The following is a 17,870-nucleotide window of genomic DNA, read 5'->3' as shown; positions in this document are numbered from 1 at the left end:
TTCCGAGGGTCGATGGAGGGTGGTCTCCGGGCCCGCCGCGCGTCGGGGAGGTCGCGGCGGGCCCGGAGGGTGGGGGCGCGGGTCAGTAGGCGCCGGCGACGGAGGCGGCGGCGTTGGCGGAGTCGTAGGCGCGGTCGGTGATGATGACGCTGTCCGCGATCGACTCGCCAGCGAGGAACTTCTGCAGGGTCGCGAAGGCGAGCGGGCCGAAGCGCGGGTTGGACTCGATGACGCCGTTGTACTCGCCGGCGGCGAGCGCCTGGACGGCGTTGCGGGTGCCGTCGATGGAGATGACCTTGACGTCCTTGCCGGGCTTCTTGCCCGCGCTCTTGAGCGCGGTGACGGCGCCGAGGCCCATCTCGTCGTTCTCCGCGTAGACGGCGGTGATCTCGGGCTTGGACTGGATGAGCTGCTCCATGACCTGCTGGCCCTTGTCGCGGGCGAACTCGCCGGTCTGCTGCGCGACGATCTCCAGGCCGGGTGCCTTGGCCTTGAGCTGGTCGACGAAGCCGTTGGTGCGGTCGGTGGTGACGTTGTTGCCGGACGCGCCGAGCAGGATGGCGACCTTGCCGGTGCCGCCGGTCGCGGCGATCATCGCGTCGGCCGCGCGCTTGCCCTGCTCGACGAAGTTCGAGCCGATGAAGGTCAGGTAGTCCTTGCAGGCGGTGGCGTTGACCTTGCGGTCGACGGTGATGACCGGCACGTGCTTGGCGGCGGCCGCGTCGAGGGCGGGCTGCAGGCCGTCGGAGTTGAGCGGGGCGACGATGAGCAGCTGCGCGCCCTGGTTGAGCATGTCCTGGATGTCGCTGATCTGCTTGGACAGCTGCGACTGCGCGTTGGTGGTGAGCAGCTTCTTCACGCCCAGCTTCGCGGCCTCGTCCTTGATGGACTGGGTCTCGGCGATGCGGAACGGGTTGGCCTCCTTCTCGGACTGCGAGAAGCCGACGATCGCGTCCTTCAGGTCGATCTTCGGGGTGCCGGTGCTGGTCAGGGTGCAGCCCGCGCCGGTGGCGGCGGTGGCCGAGCCGGCCGGGCTCTCCGCGACCTGCGCGGCCTGTCCGTCGCCCGAGCCGGTGGACGGGGTCTCGGACTTGGCGCATCCGGACACGACGAGGGCGGCGGCGGCGAGCAGCGAGGCGGCGGCGAGCGTGCGGGATCTGCGCGTGCTGGTCATGACAGGGACACTCCTTGGCGAGGGGGAACGCACCGCGCCGGACGGGTGGGCCGACGACGCGGTGGGGCGGGGGGTGCGGGGTGGGGACGGCGGCTGCCGGGTCCGCCGGACGCCTGCGCACGGGGCTGGGAAATCCGGTGCAGGAGAGAGCGGTAAGAGGTCCGCAGGGCCTCTCGGCGTCGCTGTTTACAACGTTATATAGGCCGCCCGATCCGTCGGGCAAGAGTGTTGCGGACGCATTTCCGTTTCATTCCCCGACCGGTCCGTCGTGACGGCCCCGCGTCAACGCGGCCGGAGGTGCGGAGGGTTGACGGAGCGGTGGCCGCCGGTCCCCCGGCCGGGCTGTCGCCGCCCCCGCCCTCCCCGCCCTGCGTCACCCCCGGCCGGACAAGCCGCAGGTCGGAGCCCCGGCCGGTCGCCTGCCGGCCCGGCCGCGGCCCGCCCGGGGCGCGTACGGCGCCGCCCCGCACCCGGCCGGCGGAGCGGCCCGTTCCGCTCCGCCGGGCCCGGAAGCGGAAACTTCGTCAGCCGCCGCGCACCGCGCGGCGGCTGGCCGCAGAGGGGCCGTCCGGCCACTGACGGCCGATTCCGCGACCGGAACCGCCCGTCGAGGGGTGGACACGGCCGCAAGGTCGTGCTGTCATTCTCGCTGTCCCGCTTTTCCAACGTTGTGCAACGGGTCGCCACCCGGCCCGTGAACCCCGTCCGCCGCCGCACGGCCGGCCCACCCGCCGACCCGCCACCGGCTCCACCGGACGACGCCGCGCAGGCCTGCCCGCAGCCGCCCGGCCACCGTCCCGACCCCCAGCCCCGACCGTTCGTCCGGACGGCCCGTTCGTCCGGACGGCCAGGGCCCCGGCGTGCCCGCCTCCCGGCGGCCCGGCGCCCGCACGTCCCTCCCCCGGCACCACCGTGCCGCGGCCGCCCCGGCCTCCCTCCCGCCGGCGCGCCACCACCGTCGCCCCGCGCGACACCCCACCACGTCCCCGGGCGAGCGGGTCACCGCCCGTGGAGTGCCCCACCACCCTCTACTCCCCCGTGTGAGGAGCCACCGCATGACGCGACAGCCAGCCACCCGACACCAAGGCAGGACGTGGGCGCTGCTGCTGGCAGCGACGCTCTCGCTGCCCGTGGTCGCCATGGTCCCCGGTACCTCGGCCGCCGCCCCCGCCGACACCGCGACCACCTTCGCCGCCGCCGACCCCCACATCCAGGTGCACGGCCTGAAGGGCGAGTACTACCGGATGTCGGCGCCCGGCGCCCGCGACTTCGCCGAGCTCGGCGGCACGGCGCTCGACCCGCAGATCAACATGCCGGGCCTGGCCTCCACCTTCGAGGCGATGACGGGCCGGCAGGAGAACACCACCGCCCGCTGGACCGGCCAGATCGAGGCCCCCGCCGACGGCGACTACACCTTCTACGCCGTCGGCGACAACGGCTTCCGCCTCTTCGTCGACGGTGTCGCGGTCATCGACCACTGGGTGCCGGACTGGGACCGCGAGCAGACCAGCGCCGCCGTCCACCTCACCGCGGGCGTCAAGCACGACCTGAAGCTGGAGATGTTCCAGGACATCGGCGGCGCCAACATGTACCTGCGCTGGTCGAGCCCCGCGCTGCCCAAGCAGATCGTGCCGGAGAGCGCCTTCACCCCGCCCGCCGGCTTCAGCGTCTACCCCGTCGCGCTGGCCGTCGCCGAGGACGGACTCAAGGTGCAGGCCACCTTCGAGGGCAAGGTCGGCAACGCCAAGGGCATCGCCGACCACCTGCGCATCGAGGCCGACACCACCCCGATGCCGGTCAAGTCGGTCGCGAACGCCGCCGGAGACAAGAACTCCCTGATCGTCAAGCTCTCCGAGCCCATCCAGAAGGGCCAGCAGGTCCGCGTCTCGTACGACGGCGCGGGCGGCCTCACCTCCGGCGGCGAGAGCGTGCCGCAGATCATCCGGACGGCGGCCAACGCCTCCGCCCACCGCCTCACCACCCCGTGGACCGACAAGGTCGACAAGAACCACCCGCTGCCCGAGTACCCCCGGCCGCAGCAGGTCCGCGACGACTGGCTGAACCTCAACGGCCCCTGGCAGTTCGCCGGTGCCGCCGCGGGCGAGCAGCCCGTCTTCGGCAAGGACCTCGGCGAGAAGATCATCGTGCCGTACCCGGTCGAGTCGATGCTCTCCGGCCTGGAGCGGCACGAGGACCACATGTTCTACCGGAAGACGGTCACCGTCCCCAAGGGATGGAAGATCGGCTCCGGCCAGCACCTCAAGCTCAACTTCGGCGCCGTCGACAACAAGGCCACGGTCTGGGTCAACGGCACGAAGGTCGCCGAGCACACCGGCGGCTACACCGGCTTCTCCGCCGACATCACCGACGCCCTCAAGGGCACCGGCCCGCAGGAGATCGTCGTCGCGGTCACCGACACCGCCGGCGCGGACCAGCCGCTCGGCAAGCAGTCGGCCAACCCCGGCGGCATCGTCTACACCCAGTCGTCCGGCATCTGGCAGACCGTCTGGATGGAGCCCGTCGCGGCCACCTCCATCGACACCGTCACCACCACGCCCGACATCGACTCCGGCACGCTCTCCGTCACCGTCAACTCCCCCGGTGCCCCGGCCGGCACGCTCGTCAAGGCCGTCGCCAAGGACACCGCGGGCAACGTGGTCGGCTCGATCAGCGGCCCCGCCAACACCCTGCTGCACCTGCCGGTGAGCAACCAGCACCTGTGGACGCCCGACGACCCGTACCTCTACGACCTCAAGGTCACGCTGACCAGCGGCCAGCAGACCGACACGGTCAAGAGCTACTTCGGCATGCGGAAGATCGCCATCCAGGACGTCGGCGGCTACCAGAAGATCGTCCTCAACGGCAAGCCGATCTTCTCCCTCGCCGAGCTCGACCAGGGCTTCTGGCCGGACGGCCTCTACACCCAGCCCACCGACGCGGCCATCACCTTCGACCTGAAGGCGCAGAAGGACCTCGGCTTCAACGCCGTCCGCAAGCACATCAAGGTCGAGTCGCCGCGCTGGTACTACCAGGCCGACAAGATGGGCCTGCTCGTCTGGCAGGACTTCGTCTCCGGCGACTTCCGCACCACCGCCGGCCAGCAGGAGTTCGTCGCCGAGGGCATGGCGGAGATGAAGCTCCTCCACAACTCCCCCTCCCTCATCGGCTGGATCGTCTTCAACGAGGGCTGGGGCGAGTGGAACCGCGAGGAGACCGGCAAGCTCACCGACGCCGTCAAGGCCGCCGACCCGTCCCGCATCGTCAACGCCCACAGCGGCGTCAACTGCTGCGCCTCCAAGGGTGACTCCGGCAAGGGCGACATCATCGACCACCACGACTACGGCAACAACGACCCGGCGTTCCCGGACAGCAAGCGCGCCGCCATGGACGGCGAGCACGGCGGCTTCACCCTCCGTGCCCCCGGCCACATGTGGCCCGGCGCCCCGACCGTCATCTACAGCGGCGTGAACGACAAGGCCGCCCTCACCAAGAAGTACGTCGACAACACCGAGACGTTCTACCTCGCCGCCGCCGGCGCTGAGCTCTCCGGCTCGGTCTACACCCAGGTCACCGACCTGGAGAACGAGCTCAACGGCCTCTGGACGTACGACCGCCGGCAGATCAAGGTCGACCCGGCCCAGGTCCGCGCCATCAACCTCAAGGTCATCGCGGCCGGTGCCGCGGCCGGCGCCCGCTCCGAGCTCAAGGGCGGCGGCTCCTGGTCCCTCGACGAGGGCACCGGCACCACCGCCGCCGACCAGGGCCCCAACAAGGCCTCGCTGACCCTGACCGACGGCACCACCTGGGCCCCCGGCGTCAGCGGCAGCGCCCTGAAGTTCAACGGCCAGTCGCAGTACGCCCAGACCGCCGGCCCCGTGGTCGACACGACCGGCAACTACTCGATCTCCGCCTGGGCCACCCTGGACGCCCTGCCCGGCAACTACGCCACCGTGGTCAGCCAGGACGGCCGCCGCACCGAGAACCCGTTCTACCTGCAGTACGGCCAGGGCGCGTTCGCCTTCAGCGTCCCCGGCGGTGTCCGGGCCCGGCTGCCGATCACCCCGCAGCTCGGTCACTGGTACCACCTGGTCGGCGTGCACGACGCGGCGGCCGGCACCATCGCCCTGTACGTCGACGGCACCCTCGCGGCCACTGTGCCCGCCACGTCCGCCGACGTCTCCACCGGCCCGCTCAGCCTCGGCCGCGCCAAGTGGAGCGGTGGCAACGTGGACTTCTGGAACGGCTCGATCGACCAGGTCCACGCGTACGACAAGGCGCTGACCGCCGCGGAGGTGAGCGCCCTGCACACCGCCGAGCAGCCCGCGTAACGCCCGGCCCGCACCACCCTGCGCCGCCCCCGGCGGGAGGATCCCCCTCCCGCCGGGGGCGGCGGCGCGTCCTCCGGGCGGTCCCGGGGATTGAGGCCCGTGGGGGCGGGCAGGCGCGTGGCGGCCCGGAACGTCCGGTCCCGGAACGCGAAGGAGGTCACCATGAGCATGGTGAAGGAATCCATCGACGTCGACGTGCCCCTGCACAGCGTCTACGACCAGTGGACCCAGTTCGAGGAGTTCCCGCGCTTCATGGAGGGCGTGGAGGAGGTCCGCCAGACCGACGACCGGCACTGCCACTGGCGCACCAAGGTCGCCGGCGCCCGGCGCGAGTTCGACACCGAGATCGTCGACCAGCTGCCCGACGAGCGGATCTCCTGGCGCACGGTCGGCGGCGACGTCCGCCAGATGGGCGTCGTCACCTTCCGGCGGCTGGACGACGGCCACACCCGGGTCAGCCTCGCCATGGACTTCGAACCGCACGGCATGGCCGAACGCACCGGCGACGTGCTCGGCGTGCTCGACCGGCAGATCAAGGGCGACCTCAAGCGCTTCAAGGGCTTCATCGAGGAGCGCGGCGGCGCCGAGAGCAAAGGCTGGCGCGGCCGGATCGCCCCCGGCGACCGGACGGCCGACAGCCCCGCGGCCGGCGGCCTCCCCGACGCGCCGCCGCGGGAGACCCCGCAGTCCCGGATGACCGGCGAGGGAGCCCCGCCGCCCGACCCGTACGGCAGCAGCGAGCCGTACGGCGGTGAGCAGTACGGCACCGGTCGGCAGGACGGCGGACGGTACGGCACCGCGCCGCTGGACGACCCGCGGACCGCGCCGCGCCCGGCCGACCCGGACGACATGCGGCACGGCTGAGCCACCGCCGTCCACGACGGCTGCACGGCGGAGCGGGAACAGAGCCGGAGGGGGTGCCGTGTCCGCACGGCACCCCCTCCGGCCTGCGCGTGGACGCGCCGATACAGGCCCCCGGCCCGCCGGTCACCCGTGGGGCGGCCGCCGGGCGGCGGTGAGGTCGGGGTGTGGCGTGTCGGCGGGCCGGAGACCGGCCTCGGCCAGCTCCTCGGCGAGGACGGCGGGCTCCACGGGCCAGAGCCGGAAGGTCTCGTGCTCCTCGCGCACCACCACGCCGCCGCGCTCCACCCGGTAGTCGTACCGGACGGCGACGGTCCCGCGGTCCGGGGTGCGGGTCAGCCGGGCGGCGTACACGTCGGTGCCGAGCCTGGCGGGCGGGAGTTCGCGGCTCTCCTCGCCGTCCGGCACGCCGACGGGCGGCGGGTCGAAGAGGAGCAGGCCGCCCGGCACGAGTGCGGCGGCCAGGGCCCGCCAGGTCGCCCGGCGTTCCGCGGGCGGCAGGGTGGCCACCAGGTTCGAGGCAACGGCGAGGTCGACGGCCTCCCGCAGGCCGCAGGCACCCACGGTCTCCGGGTACAGCGTGACGCGGGCCCGCTCGTCGGCGCCGAGGCGGGCCAGCCGGGCGAGCAGGGCGATCCGCATGGCGGGCGACGGCTCGACGGCGTGCACCGGAGCAGCGGCGGCCTTCACCAGCGTCTCGGTCACGATGCCCGTGCCGGCACCCGCGTCGAGCACCCCCGTCCTCGCGGCGCGGGCCGCCGCGGTGAAGCGGCGCTCGGCGGCCCGGCGGTCGTCCTCCGCCTGCAGCAGGTCGTAGAACTCCGCGGACACGCCGTACCGGATGTGCCCCGAGGGCTGCCCGGCGGTCACCGCGGCGCCTACCCGCGGCCGGGAGGGGTGCCGGTCACGTCGGCCGGCGACGCCGGTGCCATCACCACACCCGCCTTCCCGCGGTGGACGGTCCAGGCCCCCGAGGCTACGGCTCCGCGCCGCCCGGTGCGACCGGCCGCGCCGAGGACCCCACCGCGGGGGACCACATCGCGGGAACGACACCGCGGGGGGACGGCGCCGCGGGGGACGGCGCCGTGTCAGATGCGCCTCAGCCGGTGCCCGCGGTGCCCCTTCGGACGGCGGCGCTGCCGCACACCGTCCTCGCGCCGCCACCGCACCCACCCGAACACGCCGACCACCACCGCGCCCACGACCGACGGCAGCAGCCTGTCCAGCGGGTTGGGCGCGCCCTCCTCCAGCACCTGGCCGCCGACGACGAACGCCCGGCCGAGGCCGTACACCGCCACCACCGTGCCCGCGAGCGCCAGCGCGAGCCAGACGCAGCGCCACACCCGGGTCGCCGTCCGGCCGAGCACCCGGTACGGGATCGACACCCCGCAGGTCTCGCAGGCCACCACCAGCCGGCTGTCGATGTGCGGGCGTGACAGGAGGACGCGGTGGTCGCCGATCCCGCGGGCCGGCCCGTCCTCCGGGATGCCGGACGGCACCCGGTGGCCGGACCGCGGGCCCGGCCTGCGTCTCAGCTCGCCTCTTCGCACCACGGCGTCCCCTCCCCCGGCCTGCCTCGACGGCGCCTGCCGCCGCGCCCACCCTGCCACGTCCTCCCGTCGCGGTGCCCGGCTTTCGGCAGGCGCACGGGAGTACGCCGGGTGCGCACCGGGGTCAGGAGCCGACGTTGTCGCAGGCGTGGGCCTGGAACTCCTCCAGCGAGGTCGTCGTCAAGCCGTCGGCGTCCCCGCCGTACTCGGCGCCCACGAAGTACCGCACCCGCCCGGGAGTGAGGGCGGCCAGGTCGGCGAGGGTGAACGAGACGTGGCTCGCCGACGAGGAATTGTCCTCGGTCCACCCGTAGAGCGTGTAGGTGCGGCCCGCTTCCAGGGGCTGCAGCGGCTGCTCGGGCGTCCAGCCGTCGCCGCCGTCGAGCGGCAGCGGGGCGTACCCGGTCAGCGGCCCGTCGTGCTTCCAGCGGCCCATGATGCGGCCGCTGGTGCCGCTCGCGTCATCGTGGGTGTACAGCGTGGCCCCGTCGATGCGGCGGTGACAGACCATCACCATGCCGATCGGGCGGCCGTCCTCGGTGACCGTGACGCCGCTGACCGCCCCCTCGGCGACCGTACAACCCGTCAGCCCTGTCAGCAGCCCGCCCACCGCAACTCCCAGGACTGCACGACGGATCCGGACCATCTCTCCCCCTCCGGCCGAACAACCGGCTCACCCTATCCCGCACGGGAACGCGGCCGGTCCCTCCCGGACGCCGCACACCGGGTCCGCGTGACCCCTGACACGGTCAGTGGTGGAAGAGCCTGAGGCCGGTGCGCGCGAGCGTGATCCCGTGCTCACGGCAGGCGTCCTCGACCTCGTCGGACCTGATCGATCCGCCCGGCTCGGCGATGTAGCCGACGCCGTGGCGGTGGGCGTGGTCGACGTTGTCACGGAACGGCAGTGCTCCGTCGGAGACGAAGGCGAGGCTGGCCAGGCGTCGCCTCCACTGCGCACGCTGATCGGGGTCCAGCTGATCAGCAGGTACGGACAGCACCTGCGCCAGGCGCCGGCTCTCGTCCGGCGTGAGATCGCCCTCGATGAAGCGGATCTGCCAGTTGATCCGGTCCTGGCGGCGGATGCCCGGCCTGAAGGTGAGAGCGCGGACTGCCGGGTGGCGCCGCAGCCACCAGGTGTCGACCTTGGCCCCGGCAAGGCGGGTGCAGTCGACGCGGGACTGCTGACCCGCCCCGATTCCTAGGGTCGTCCCGCCCCGCACGTAGCAGACCGAGTTGGACTGGGTGTAGCGCAGGACCGCCATCCCCAGCAGGAGGTCGTCCACGGCGGTCGCCGGCAGGGCACCGCCCACGACGCGGTCGAGCAGGGCGGCGGTGAGCGGCAGCTGATCGCGGTCCTGGGTCAGGCGCAGGCCGAAGACGTCCCGCGCCTCGTACGTCGGGGGTGCGAACGTCTCGTCCGCCTCCATGACCAGGAAGCGACCGTTCTTCTTCCTGCCGAGTCTCTCGACGGTGCCCGGCGCGTAGCCGGGGGCGATGACGCCGTCGCAGACCACGCTCGTCAGCAGCTCGGCGAGCTCGGTGTCGACCGGGTGGGACAGTGCGGCGAAGTCGCCGTAGGAGGACTTCGGGTCAGCGTCGCGGGCGCGCAGGTAGGCGCTGGTCAGGGTGCCGACGCTGTCGCCATCGACTCCGTAGAGCTCCGCGGTGACCTCGTCGACGGGTCCGGACACAGCCGCGCCGGCGGGCGAGACGTGTTTGAAGGAAGCGGCTGCCGGCCGACCCAGCGACCGGCTCGCCTCGCGCACGAGCTGCCAGCCGTTGAGCGCGTCGAGCATGTTGATGAACGACGGTTGTCCGTGCAGGACCCGGACCGGCCGCCTGTCGGGGTTCACCGGCGCGGTGGGCGCCGCTGCCTGGTGCGGGTTCATCCCGTAACGCAGTTCCACCGTGTGTCCTCCTCAGCGCGACATCGCTGACGGAGGCGCCCAGGCGGTCGACGCTCGCATCGGAACAGGGCCGCTCCCCGGTGGTTGTCCACCCTCGCCAGTTGCGGCCGGGCGCAACTGTACCGGCGGGCGCGAGGCGGTGAGATGTCAGGCTGCAGATGCGCAGGGGCCGCCCGCCCCATGGGGGGTGGACGCCGACGGACGGTCTGCGGGCCGCGGGGCGCTCGAACAGGGCGCCGTCCGCCACGTTTGGCGGCGGCGGATCGTGCAAGACGACGGCCATGAGAGCACTCGTTCACGTCCTGCGCATCGCCGCGGGTGTCGCCACACTGATTCTGGCCGTCTGGATCGTCCTGGACCTGTCGGGGGCGAACCCCGGCAACCCGATCGCGGACTGGTTCCACGACGCCGCCGACTGGCTCTCGGGCTGGTCCCGCGGCCTCTTCTCCCCCGACGGCTCCACCGCGCGCACCCTCGCCGACTACGGCATACCCGCCGTGGTGTACGGGGCCGTGGCGTACGCCCTCGGGCGGCGCGAGTGGGCCTGACCCTGCCGACGTCGCCCGCGGCACCGCCTCCGGAACGGCGGTGCCGCGGGCCCGTGTTCAGCGGGTGACGTGGTCGAACAGCCAGTCCGTCAGCGCGCGCCGGGGCGCGCTGTGCGGGGAGTTCTCGGTGTCGCAGAGGAAGTCGTCCAGGGCGACGCGGCCCGGGTCGACGGAGGTCAGGTCGGTCTCCAGGTCGACGTCCCACACGGCCGGGTCGAAGTCGAGGGCGACGGCGCTGACGCCGGGCACGAAACAGGTGTTGGTGAACCGCTCGTCCACCTCGATGCCGAGGGCCTTCGCCACCAGCCCGAAGGAGGGCAGGGTGCCGCCGGGAGCGCCGTCCAGGGCCGGGACCGCCGTGGTGGAGCTGCGGCGGACCGTCAGCGCGATGTGCATGCCGCCGATGGGCTGCTTCACCCCCTTGTCGGGCTGGACGCGGGCGGTGGCGCTGGCGGTGTTGTACCGGTCCTTCCAGTCGAAGGCGATCTCGCCGGGCGTCAGCTTCAGCCCCACGCCCTCGCCGTGGCCGTTGGCGACGCCCAGCTTGAGCGGCCGCGCCGGGAACGAGCCGTACCCGGCAAGTTCCGCCAGGAAGTCGGTGCGCAGCTGACTGGCGGTGGCCACCGGCCCCTCGTACTTCGAGTTCTCCACCCAGGCCCACAGGAGCTGCTGGGCGGCCTCGCTGCGGATGAGCTCGGCCTGCTTGGGGCGGTCCGGCTCGGCCGGGGTGAAGTCCTCGAAGAAGTACGCCATCTGCTGGAGGATCAGCGGGATCCAGGCGCCGTTGTGGGGGGTGTCCCACGAGAAGTAGATGCCGGTCCGGTGGTCCACCTCCTCGGCCTCCATGCGGGCCAGCGCGTACCGGGTGATCATGCCGCCCATGCTGACGCCGCCGACGGCGAGCGGGGCGTTGCCGACCTGTTCGGCGATGGCGCGGTGGATGCAGGCGGTGGCGACGCCGGCGTTGGCCTGGATGTAGGTGTGGCGCTCCTCGAACCCGAGCAGGATGACGTCGATGCCCGCCTCGCCGAGCCGGGTGAGGAAGTGCCCGCCCTCCGCCGCGTCGAAGTGCTTCCAGAGCCCGGGCAGGTTGCTCGGGCCGTAGTCGAAGCCGTCGGCGAGGATCAGCGGCCGTTCGAGGTTCCGGTGGCCGGGTGCGAGGTGGACGTGGGCCGTGCCCGTGGCGACCTTGCCCTTGTGGGAGTAGGCGCCGTGCAGGGGCCACGTGAAGGTGGGCTCCGGGGCGTCGCCGTCCTCGGCGGCCGGCGCGGCGGAGGCGAACCAGACGTGCTGGGGCAGGGTTGCGGCGAGTTCGGCGAGCTGGGAGGGGGACGCCTCCGTGAGTCCTTCGGTCAGACTGCGGCTGACGTGGATCTCGGCCTTCTGAGCCATGGTGAGAGCCTTCGTTCGGCTGCGCGCGGGGCGCGCAGGGGTGGGGACAGGCACCGCGGCGGAATCCGTTCGTACCGGCATCGTCACGGTGCGGATGCATCCTTGCACAGAGAGCGACCGAACGGACGCAGGGCACGGCCCGCGCCTCCGACGCGCCTCCGACGCGCTGTCGGCGCCGACTCGGCCTGCTCTCCGGCGGGTTGGCGGTCCGCCGGGCCGGGCCGCGGGCGCCGGGCACATACGGCACCCACCCCGGCGCGGCCCCGGGAACGGCGCAGGGCATGATGTGCCCCAGCCCGCCCGCACCACGAGGAACGCCATTGCACCCGCACGACGATCTCGTCCGGCCCTACGCACCGCAGGCCCCCGCCGAGCCGTCGCCGGAGGCGGGCCCGCCGACCGGCGCCGCCGACCTCTTCACCGACCTCCCGCCCGCGGCGGACCCGGTCCGCGCGCAGCGCCCGGGCCGTCGGCGCCTCCTGCCGGCCCTGCTCGCCGGCGCAGCCGTCTGCGCCGGCCTGGCGCTGCTGCTCGTCCCCGGCGAGGACGGCCCCGGCCCGCAGACGCAGCCGGCCGCACCGGGGGCGTCCGCGGCCACCGACGGGCCGCTCCCCGCAGCCGCGGGCACCGCACCGGCCACCGCGTCCCGGACGTCGGCCACCCCCGCGGCCGCCGTCTCCCCCGGCGCGACGACCGCGAGCCCGGCACCGACCGGAAGCACCCCGGGCGCGACGGACGCGGCCGCGAGCACGGCACCGGTGACCAGCTCCACCACCACGGCGACGGCCCCGGCCGACGGCGTCCTGCGGCAGGGCGACAGCGGGCCGGCAGTGGCCCGCCTCCAGCAGCTGCTCTTCGGCCAGGGCTTCACGTACGTCTCGCGCACCGCGGTCTTCGACGCGGCCACCGTCCGCGGCGTCACGCAGTTCCAGCACGACCGCGGCCTGACCGGCGACCCGGCCGGGGTCTACGGCCCCCAGACCCGTCGCTCGATGGAGGGCTGACCGCCGTCCGCCGGCCGGTCCGGGACGCCCTGCGGGCCTTTCGCAGGCCCTTCGCGGCCGCCTCGCCCGCCGGAGCGGGGGCACGTGGCGGCTGCCGGGTCACGTCTCGCGTTGCCCCCAGGGTGCGCCACAGACGGTGAGCAGGTCGAGGGCGACGGCCGGGTTGATGGCAGGCAGCCGAGGGCAGACACTCCGGCACGGGAACGGCAGGGTTCGCACCTGTCGGAACAGCCGTCGAGCGCAACCCGGCCGAGACGGGGTTCGTGCCCCGACACAGGAAGCACCCGCGTCTTCCACGGCACCGTGACCGTCGCGTCGATCCGACTCCGGCTCGGACCGTGATCAGCTCTCCTCCGGAGCGTCGGCCCGCGTTGCCGGCCCGGCAGTGACCTGCCGCAGCAGCACCGTCGGCGATGACATGACGGCGTACCAGGTGTTCGCGGTCTCGTCCGTGCTCGGGGCCCAGGCGGCCACCACCGGGAGTTCGCAGTGGTCGCCCGTCTCCAGCGGGGGCAGCGTCCAGGACATGCCGTTGTGGCCGAAGTCCACGCCCCACGCGCTGAACGAGTGGTTGTGCACCTGGTCGGTCAGCGCCGCCCATCGCCGGGGCACCTCGCCCGTGTCGGCCGCCCGGCAGATCGCTTCCTCGTCATGGCCGCCGACGGTGAGGCGGGTCCTCTCGTCCTCCACCGTGATCGCGGCCAGTGCCTGTCCCCCGTCATACCCTCCGTCCGCACCCTCCGGAAGCCGTTCCGGCAGCCCTGCGGAGAACTGCACACGGCCGAGCGGCGCGAGGGCGTCGATCCGCCAGACCGCCGCGCGGCATGCGGTCAACGGCCCCCAGTGCCCGGGGTCGAGCCGGGGATCGTACGGGGTCAGCAGCAGTTCGACGCGGGCCGCGGGACGGCTCCAGCGGGCGAGCGTACGGCCGCCCGGGAGTTCGAACAGCTCATCGGACAGCAGGGGAAGGCCGGTGTTCCCGATGGTCGTGGTGAAGGTCAGCGGGCCGAACGGCGTGTCGACAGCCTGCCGGTCGACGGAACGCAGGCGGGTGCGCGGGACGGCGGGGAGCAGCACCGCCCCAGCGTACCGGGGCTTGCCCCACAGGGGGTTTTCGGGTCGGGCGACATCCGCCCGCTTGGAAAGCGTGTTGGGGGCAACCCCTCACGAGTTCGAATCTCGTATCCTCCGCCGTGGCTGACCAGCCATAACGAAGGCCCCGACCGCTCAGCGGTCGGGGCCTTCGTCGTTCCCTGGTCTCAGTTTTGGTCTCAGTCGCGGATTGGGCCTCGCTGAACGCCCGCCCTCCGCGCTACCCGCAATGACGCGGAGGGCGTACGCCTGTTGTTCGATCAGTGCCGCCTACCCATCTACGCTGGCGGCCGCCCCGGCTGCCTTTGGTGCCTGTCGCGCTTCTTCCGCACCGTCAGGTTGCAGCTCGCTGACTGAGCGGTTGGGCCTGTAGCCAGCGTTCCCCAATGGGTTGCCGCGCGGCAGCAGCGCGTGGCCCCAGATCGCTCAACCAATCAGCTCTGGGCAACGAAGTCAGCTGGTTCGTTGCGCAACTTAGATGCCCAGTACGTGGTCTTCGACGGCTCGACAAAGACACGAGTGGGAGGCCACGGAACGCCCACCGCCGCGCCATGCCCAGGGATGTTCCATGCGCTGTCGACGTTCTGAACAGGCGCCAGGCCGATACAGGTCACTCGCACGGCTGTGGAGACGATCACTCCTTCGTCGTGGCCATCGTCGCACCCAAACCATGCGATCAGGTCGACAGTGCCGGGTTGGCCAGTGGCTCGCTGCTTGAAGACGGTGATCCAGTCGGTAAGCGGTCGGTACTCCTCGAACGTGATTACCTCTGTCGTGCCAGCCTGAAGTGTGATCCGACCGTTCTGGCGCACTTCAAGGAAGTGAGAGTCGTTCGGCGAGACCGAACCGTTGATCCCGACCTCAGCAGTGGCACCTTCGTTACGAAGTTCCACCTGGAAGCGCAGGCCGATTTGCTCGTCGTTGTCGCGAGGGGTGTGGAAGGTCGTATCGCCGGGGTACGGCAGGCCGGGGCTGTCAGCAGTCACCGTTACACGTCGAAGGGGCGGCCACTCGACCTGCCCAGGCGAAACACGGACCTTTGGGGCGTTCGCGGTCAGGCGGGACTTCGCCGTGTCTGCACGGGCATCCCTCGCAACGACCAAGGCCTGGGCGGCCGTGCCGTTGGCCTCTTTGGTGCGCCTGTTTGCGAAGTAAGCAGTCGCAACCGCGATTACTGCGGCACCGATGGAGATCCAGTCCGAGGTTTCCATGGCCGAAAGGTAGTGCAGTACGCCGCCGCCGAGATGTGAATCAGGTTGATTCGGGCCCGATTCGCTGCGCTCGTTGGGTTGCCTTCGCCCCCCAGAGTTCGGCGGCCTGCTACGGCAGCGTCGGCGGAGATCCCGTCGACACTGCCGTAGCAGCACCCGTTGGCACACGAGCCAGCGCATACGCGGCTGCGCTGCCCAGAGATCGATCCCGAACGAGGCACCGCCGTTAAGCGATGACCTCCTCGTCGAGTTCGCCGACCGCTCCGCCCCAGAGCAGACCACCGATCTTCTGGCCGACGTCGTGCAGCATCGGGTCGGTGACGTGCTGGTAGCGCTTGGCCATCGAGGCCGAGGACCAGCCCATGATCGCCATGACGATCCGCTCGGGCACGCCGAGCAGGAGGAGGACGGTCGAGGCGGTGTGGCGGGCGTCGTGGAGGCGGCCGTCGCGGATGCCGGCCTCGCGCAGCAGGCGCTTCCAGTGGTGGTAATCGGTGCTGGGGTTGAGGGGCTGGCCGGTCTCGTCGGTGAAGACGTAGCCCTTCTCCGCCCAGAGGTCGCGGGCGAGGGCGCGCTCGCGGTCCTGCTCCTCCTGTTGGTGGCGGAGGACGACGGCGAGCGGTTCGGGCAGCGGGACCGGGCGGCGGCCGGCACAGGACTTGGTGTCCTTGGTCTCGCGGCGGACGGCCACCTTCTTCGGGCAGAAGCCGGGCTTGCGCCCGCAGCGGTCGCCGCAGCCGTGCGCGTACTTGGGCCGGAGGCGGCCTCGTCGGACCCAGGCGATGCCGCGGTCGAAGTCGACGTCCTTCCACTGGAGTCCGAGCACCTCGCCCTGGCGCAGGCCGAGCGCGAGGGCGAAGATCCAGCGGGCGGAGTTCCGGCGCTGGCGGGCCGTATCCAGGAGCGCCTGGACCTCCTCGACCTCGTAGGGCTCGATCTCCTCCTCTTCGAGCTTCGGGGCCTTGGCGACGGTGGCGACGTTGCGGGTCAGGTGGCCGCGCCGAACGGCTTCGGCGAGCGCGACGCGGACGGTGCGGTGGGCCTGGTGCGCGGTACCGGCTGCGCTGCCGTTGGCCTGCATCCGCTTGTAGAAGCGCTCCAGGTGCTCGGGTTCGCGCTTCTCCAGGCGGTGGGCGCCGACGCCCGGGACGAGGTGGACACGGACGGCGACCTCGTAGCCGTTGTAGGTGTTCTCGCTGACGGTGCCGGGGACGATCTCCTTGATCCAGTGAGTCAGCCACTTGCCGACGGTCCACTTCTGGCCGGCCTTGGGCACGGTGCCGTCGTCGCGGAGCTTTTCCAGCTTCCGGACCTTGGTGGTGACCTCGGCGCGGGTCTTGGCGCTGACGTGGCGGCGGTCAGGCGTGCCGTCGTCCTTGACGCCGACGGTGACGCGGCCGTGCCAGCGGCCGTCGTTGCCCTCGTAGATCGAGGAGTCGCCGTTGGGCTTGCGGGTGTTCGCCATCGGTTCCCCCTCTCAGGCCGCGAGGGTGACGGGCGAAGCGGCGGCCCGGGTGCGGGCGGCCATGTACTCCTTGAGCGCCTCGGCGGGCACGCGGCGGAGACGGCCGATGGTGACGGACGGGACCTCGCCGGAGGCGACGAGGGCGTACACCGTCGTCCGGCCGACGCCGAGTCGGCGAGCGGCTTCCTCGACCGTGAGCGCGACGAGGGTGGGGTCGGGCGCTTCCGTGGCGCAGGACAGGACGAGGCCGACGAGCTGCTGCTCGGTGAGGTCGAGCGCGCCGGCGAGGCGCGCCAGGGACAGGGGCGTTTCGGGCATGGAGGTTCCTCCCAACGGCGCGGGGCAACGCGCCGTCGTGGCGACTGGTGGGATGGGCGGTGGTCGGGGTTGGGCTTCGCGGCGTCCTTCGGCGTTCGTAGCGCCGGAGGACGGGCGGTGAGGAGGGACGGGGTCGGTGGGCGGGACCGGCACACTACGGCGGTCCCGGCCGGGAACCTAAAACGATCTTGGCCAGGCGGACTCGCCTGGCCTTTTTAGGTTTCCGGCCGCCTCCGGGCGACGATGGGCCCGCGAGGCCGGCGCGTCACGACGGGGTGCTGGCTGCGAGGGCTACTGGTCGGCGCCGGGAGGCTTGCGGAGCGGATCCCAGGGCGAGTTGGGAGCCGGGTACCACTCGGTCTCGGCTCTGGCGGAGCCGACGTCGACACCTTGGGCCGCGAGGCGCTCGGCGATCTCGTCGTACTCGCGCTCGGCCTCTTCCAGCCGGGCCTTGGCTGCCTGCTCCAGGTCGCGGGCGGTTCTCCACTCCTGCTCGGCGGCCTGGACGCGGAAGCTGGCCTCCTGGAGTTCGTAGTCCGGCTCGTCGGGCCCGGCGACGGCCTCGGTCATGAAGTTGCCCACCGGGACGCTGAGCGCCTTGGCCAGGCCGATCACCTCGTCGAAGCGGAGCGGGCGGGTGCCGTTCTCGATCTTGGCGATCTGGGTCTGGTGGAACTTGAAGCCGAGCCGGGTCATGCGCTCGGCCACGTCCTCCTGGGAGAGGCGGGCGGCCTTGCGCAGAACCTTCAGGTTGTGGGCCACCAGGGCCTCGCCCTCCAGGGGCGTGAAGCGATGCACCATGAGGTTGACCATACCAACCTCCCTTCGCTTGAGGTCGACGACGCGAGCTGACCTATAGAACGTAGCAGCATCATCCATCCAACCTCCAAGCGATTGAATAGAGTCAACACAAAATCTTCACATTCGACGCCAACCAGCATGCATGCCCTAATAGGTTGAGAAAAATATGCCTGAATCGCTTGAATGGGGGCGTCCGGACATGCCTATGCTGTCGGTGTC

At 72.2% G+C, this 17,870-nt stretch carries 14 protein-coding genes, 1 tRNA gene, 1 pseudogene and 1 riboswitch; of the genes and pseudogenes, 5 read left to right on the top strand and 11 right to left on the bottom strand.

Annotation, left to right across the window (positions count from 1 at the left end):
• Positions 1-82: 82 nt before the first annotated feature.
• A complete protein-coding gene (locus SNE206_RS22265; protein ID WP_407915231.1) occupies positions 83-1,174 on the bottom strand; it encodes an ABC transporter substrate-binding protein in 1,092 nt (363 codons plus the stop codon).
• A gap of 1,055 nt (positions 1,175-2,229) precedes the next feature.
• On the opposite strand from SNE206_RS22265, the gene SNE206_RS22260 reads away from it, so the two are divergent.
• Entirely contained in the window at positions 2,230-5,502 is a 3,273-nt protein-coding gene (locus SNE206_RS22260) for a LamG-like jellyroll fold domain-containing protein (RefSeq protein WP_407915230.1), read from the top strand.
• Positions 5,503-5,664: 162 nt separating this feature from the next.
• Positions 5,665-6,126, top strand: a pseudogene (locus tag SNE206_RS22255) (SRPBCC family protein); the annotation flags it as partial.
• 363 nt (positions 6,127-6,489) lie between these two features.
• Here the strand turns inward: SNE206_RS22255 and SNE206_RS22250 are convergent.
• The 4 genes from SNE206_RS22250 to SNE206_RS22235 all read right to left on the bottom strand — a co-directional run bounded on the left by SNE206_RS22250 (position 6,490) and on the right by SNE206_RS22235 (position 9,820).
• A complete protein-coding gene (locus SNE206_RS22250; RefSeq protein WP_407915229.1) occupies positions 6,490-7,233 on the bottom strand; it encodes a class I SAM-dependent methyltransferase in 744 nt (247 codons plus the stop codon).
• Positions 7,234-7,451: 218 nt separating this feature from the next.
• Positions 7,452-7,916 (bottom strand): hypothetical protein, encoded by a 465-nt coding sequence (locus tag SNE206_RS22245; protein WP_407915228.1) that lies wholly within the window; start codon positions 7,914-7,916, stop codon positions 7,452-7,454.
• Positions 7,917-8,037: 121 nt separating this feature from the next.
• The gene (locus tag SNE206_RS22240) at positions 8,038-8,523 is read right to left on the bottom strand and encodes a hypothetical protein (RefSeq protein WP_407915227.1); all 486 of its coding nucleotides are present in this window, start codon (positions 8,521-8,523) and stop codon (positions 8,038-8,040) included.
• A gap of 139 nt (positions 8,524-8,662) precedes the next feature.
• A complete protein-coding gene (locus SNE206_RS22235) occupies positions 8,663-9,820 on the bottom strand; it encodes a phosphoribosylaminoimidazolecarboxamide formyltransferase (RefSeq protein WP_407915226.1) in 1,158 nt (385 codons plus the stop codon).
• A 30-nt stretch (positions 9,821-9,850) separates the two neighbouring features.
• A riboswitch (ZMP/ZTP riboswitch) is annotated at positions 9,851-9,935 on the bottom strand.
• Between the two features lie 166 nt (positions 9,936-10,101).
• Between SNE206_RS22235 and SNE206_RS22230 the strand changes: the two genes are divergently transcribed.
• Positions 10,102-10,368 carry a hypothetical protein gene (locus SNE206_RS22230; protein ID WP_407915225.1) on the top strand — a complete coding sequence of 89 codons (267 nt, stop codon included), beginning with the start codon at positions 10,102-10,104 and terminating at the stop codon, positions 10,366-10,368.
• 57 nt (positions 10,369-10,425) lie between these two features.
• Here SNE206_RS22230 and SNE206_RS22225 read toward each other — a convergent pair whose 3' ends face one another.
• Complete coding sequence (locus SNE206_RS22225) at positions 10,426-11,760, bottom strand: hypothetical protein (RefSeq protein ID WP_407915224.1); 1,335 nt, start codon at positions 11,758-11,760, stop codon at positions 10,426-10,428.
• Positions 11,761-12,080: 320 nt separating this feature from the next.
• Between SNE206_RS22225 and SNE206_RS22220 the strand changes: the two genes are divergently transcribed.
• Entirely contained in the window at positions 12,081-12,764 is a 684-nt protein-coding gene (locus SNE206_RS22220; RefSeq protein ID WP_407915223.1) for a peptidoglycan-binding protein, read from the top strand.
• A 342-nt stretch (positions 12,765-13,106) separates the two neighbouring features.
• Here the strand turns inward: SNE206_RS22220 and SNE206_RS22215 are convergent, their stop codons facing one another.
• Positions 13,107-13,841 carry a hypothetical protein gene (locus tag SNE206_RS22215; RefSeq protein WP_407915222.1) on the bottom strand — a complete coding sequence of 245 codons (735 nt, stop codon included), beginning with the start codon at positions 13,839-13,841 and terminating at the stop codon, positions 13,107-13,109.
• A gap of 29 nt (positions 13,842-13,870) precedes the next feature.
• On the opposite strand from SNE206_RS22215, the gene SNE206_RS22210 reads away from it, so the two are divergent.
• A tRNA-Ser gene (locus SNE206_RS22210) sits at positions 13,871-13,955 on the top strand.
• Between the two features lie 335 nt (positions 13,956-14,290).
• On the opposite strand, the gene SNE206_RS22205 is transcribed toward SNE206_RS22210, so the two are convergent.
• From SNE206_RS22205 to SNE206_RS22190, 4 genes are all read right to left on the bottom strand, one after another.
• Entirely contained in the window at positions 14,291-15,067 is a 777-nt protein-coding gene (locus SNE206_RS22205; protein WP_407915221.1) for a hypothetical protein, read from the bottom strand.
• Between the two features lie 226 nt (positions 15,068-15,293).
• Entirely contained in the window at positions 15,294-16,532 is a 1,239-nt protein-coding gene (locus SNE206_RS22200; protein WP_407915220.1) for a tyrosine-type recombinase/integrase, read from the bottom strand.
• A 12-nt stretch (positions 16,533-16,544) separates the two neighbouring features.
• A complete protein-coding gene (locus SNE206_RS22195) occupies positions 16,545-16,850 on the bottom strand; it encodes a helix-turn-helix domain-containing protein (RefSeq protein WP_407915219.1) in 306 nt (101 codons plus the stop codon).
• Between the two features lie 291 nt (positions 16,851-17,141).
• On the bottom strand, positions 17,142-17,651 hold the full coding sequence (locus SNE206_RS22190) for a helix-turn-helix domain-containing protein (RefSeq protein WP_407915218.1): 510 nt from the start codon (positions 17,649-17,651) through the stop codon (positions 17,142-17,144).
• Positions 17,652-17,870 lie beyond the last annotated feature (219 nt).

Source organism: Kitasatospora sp. NE20-6 (assembly GCF_045862635.1).
Note: the sequence above shows the minus strand (reverse complement) of the source record. Positions and strands in the feature narration are given on the sequence as shown.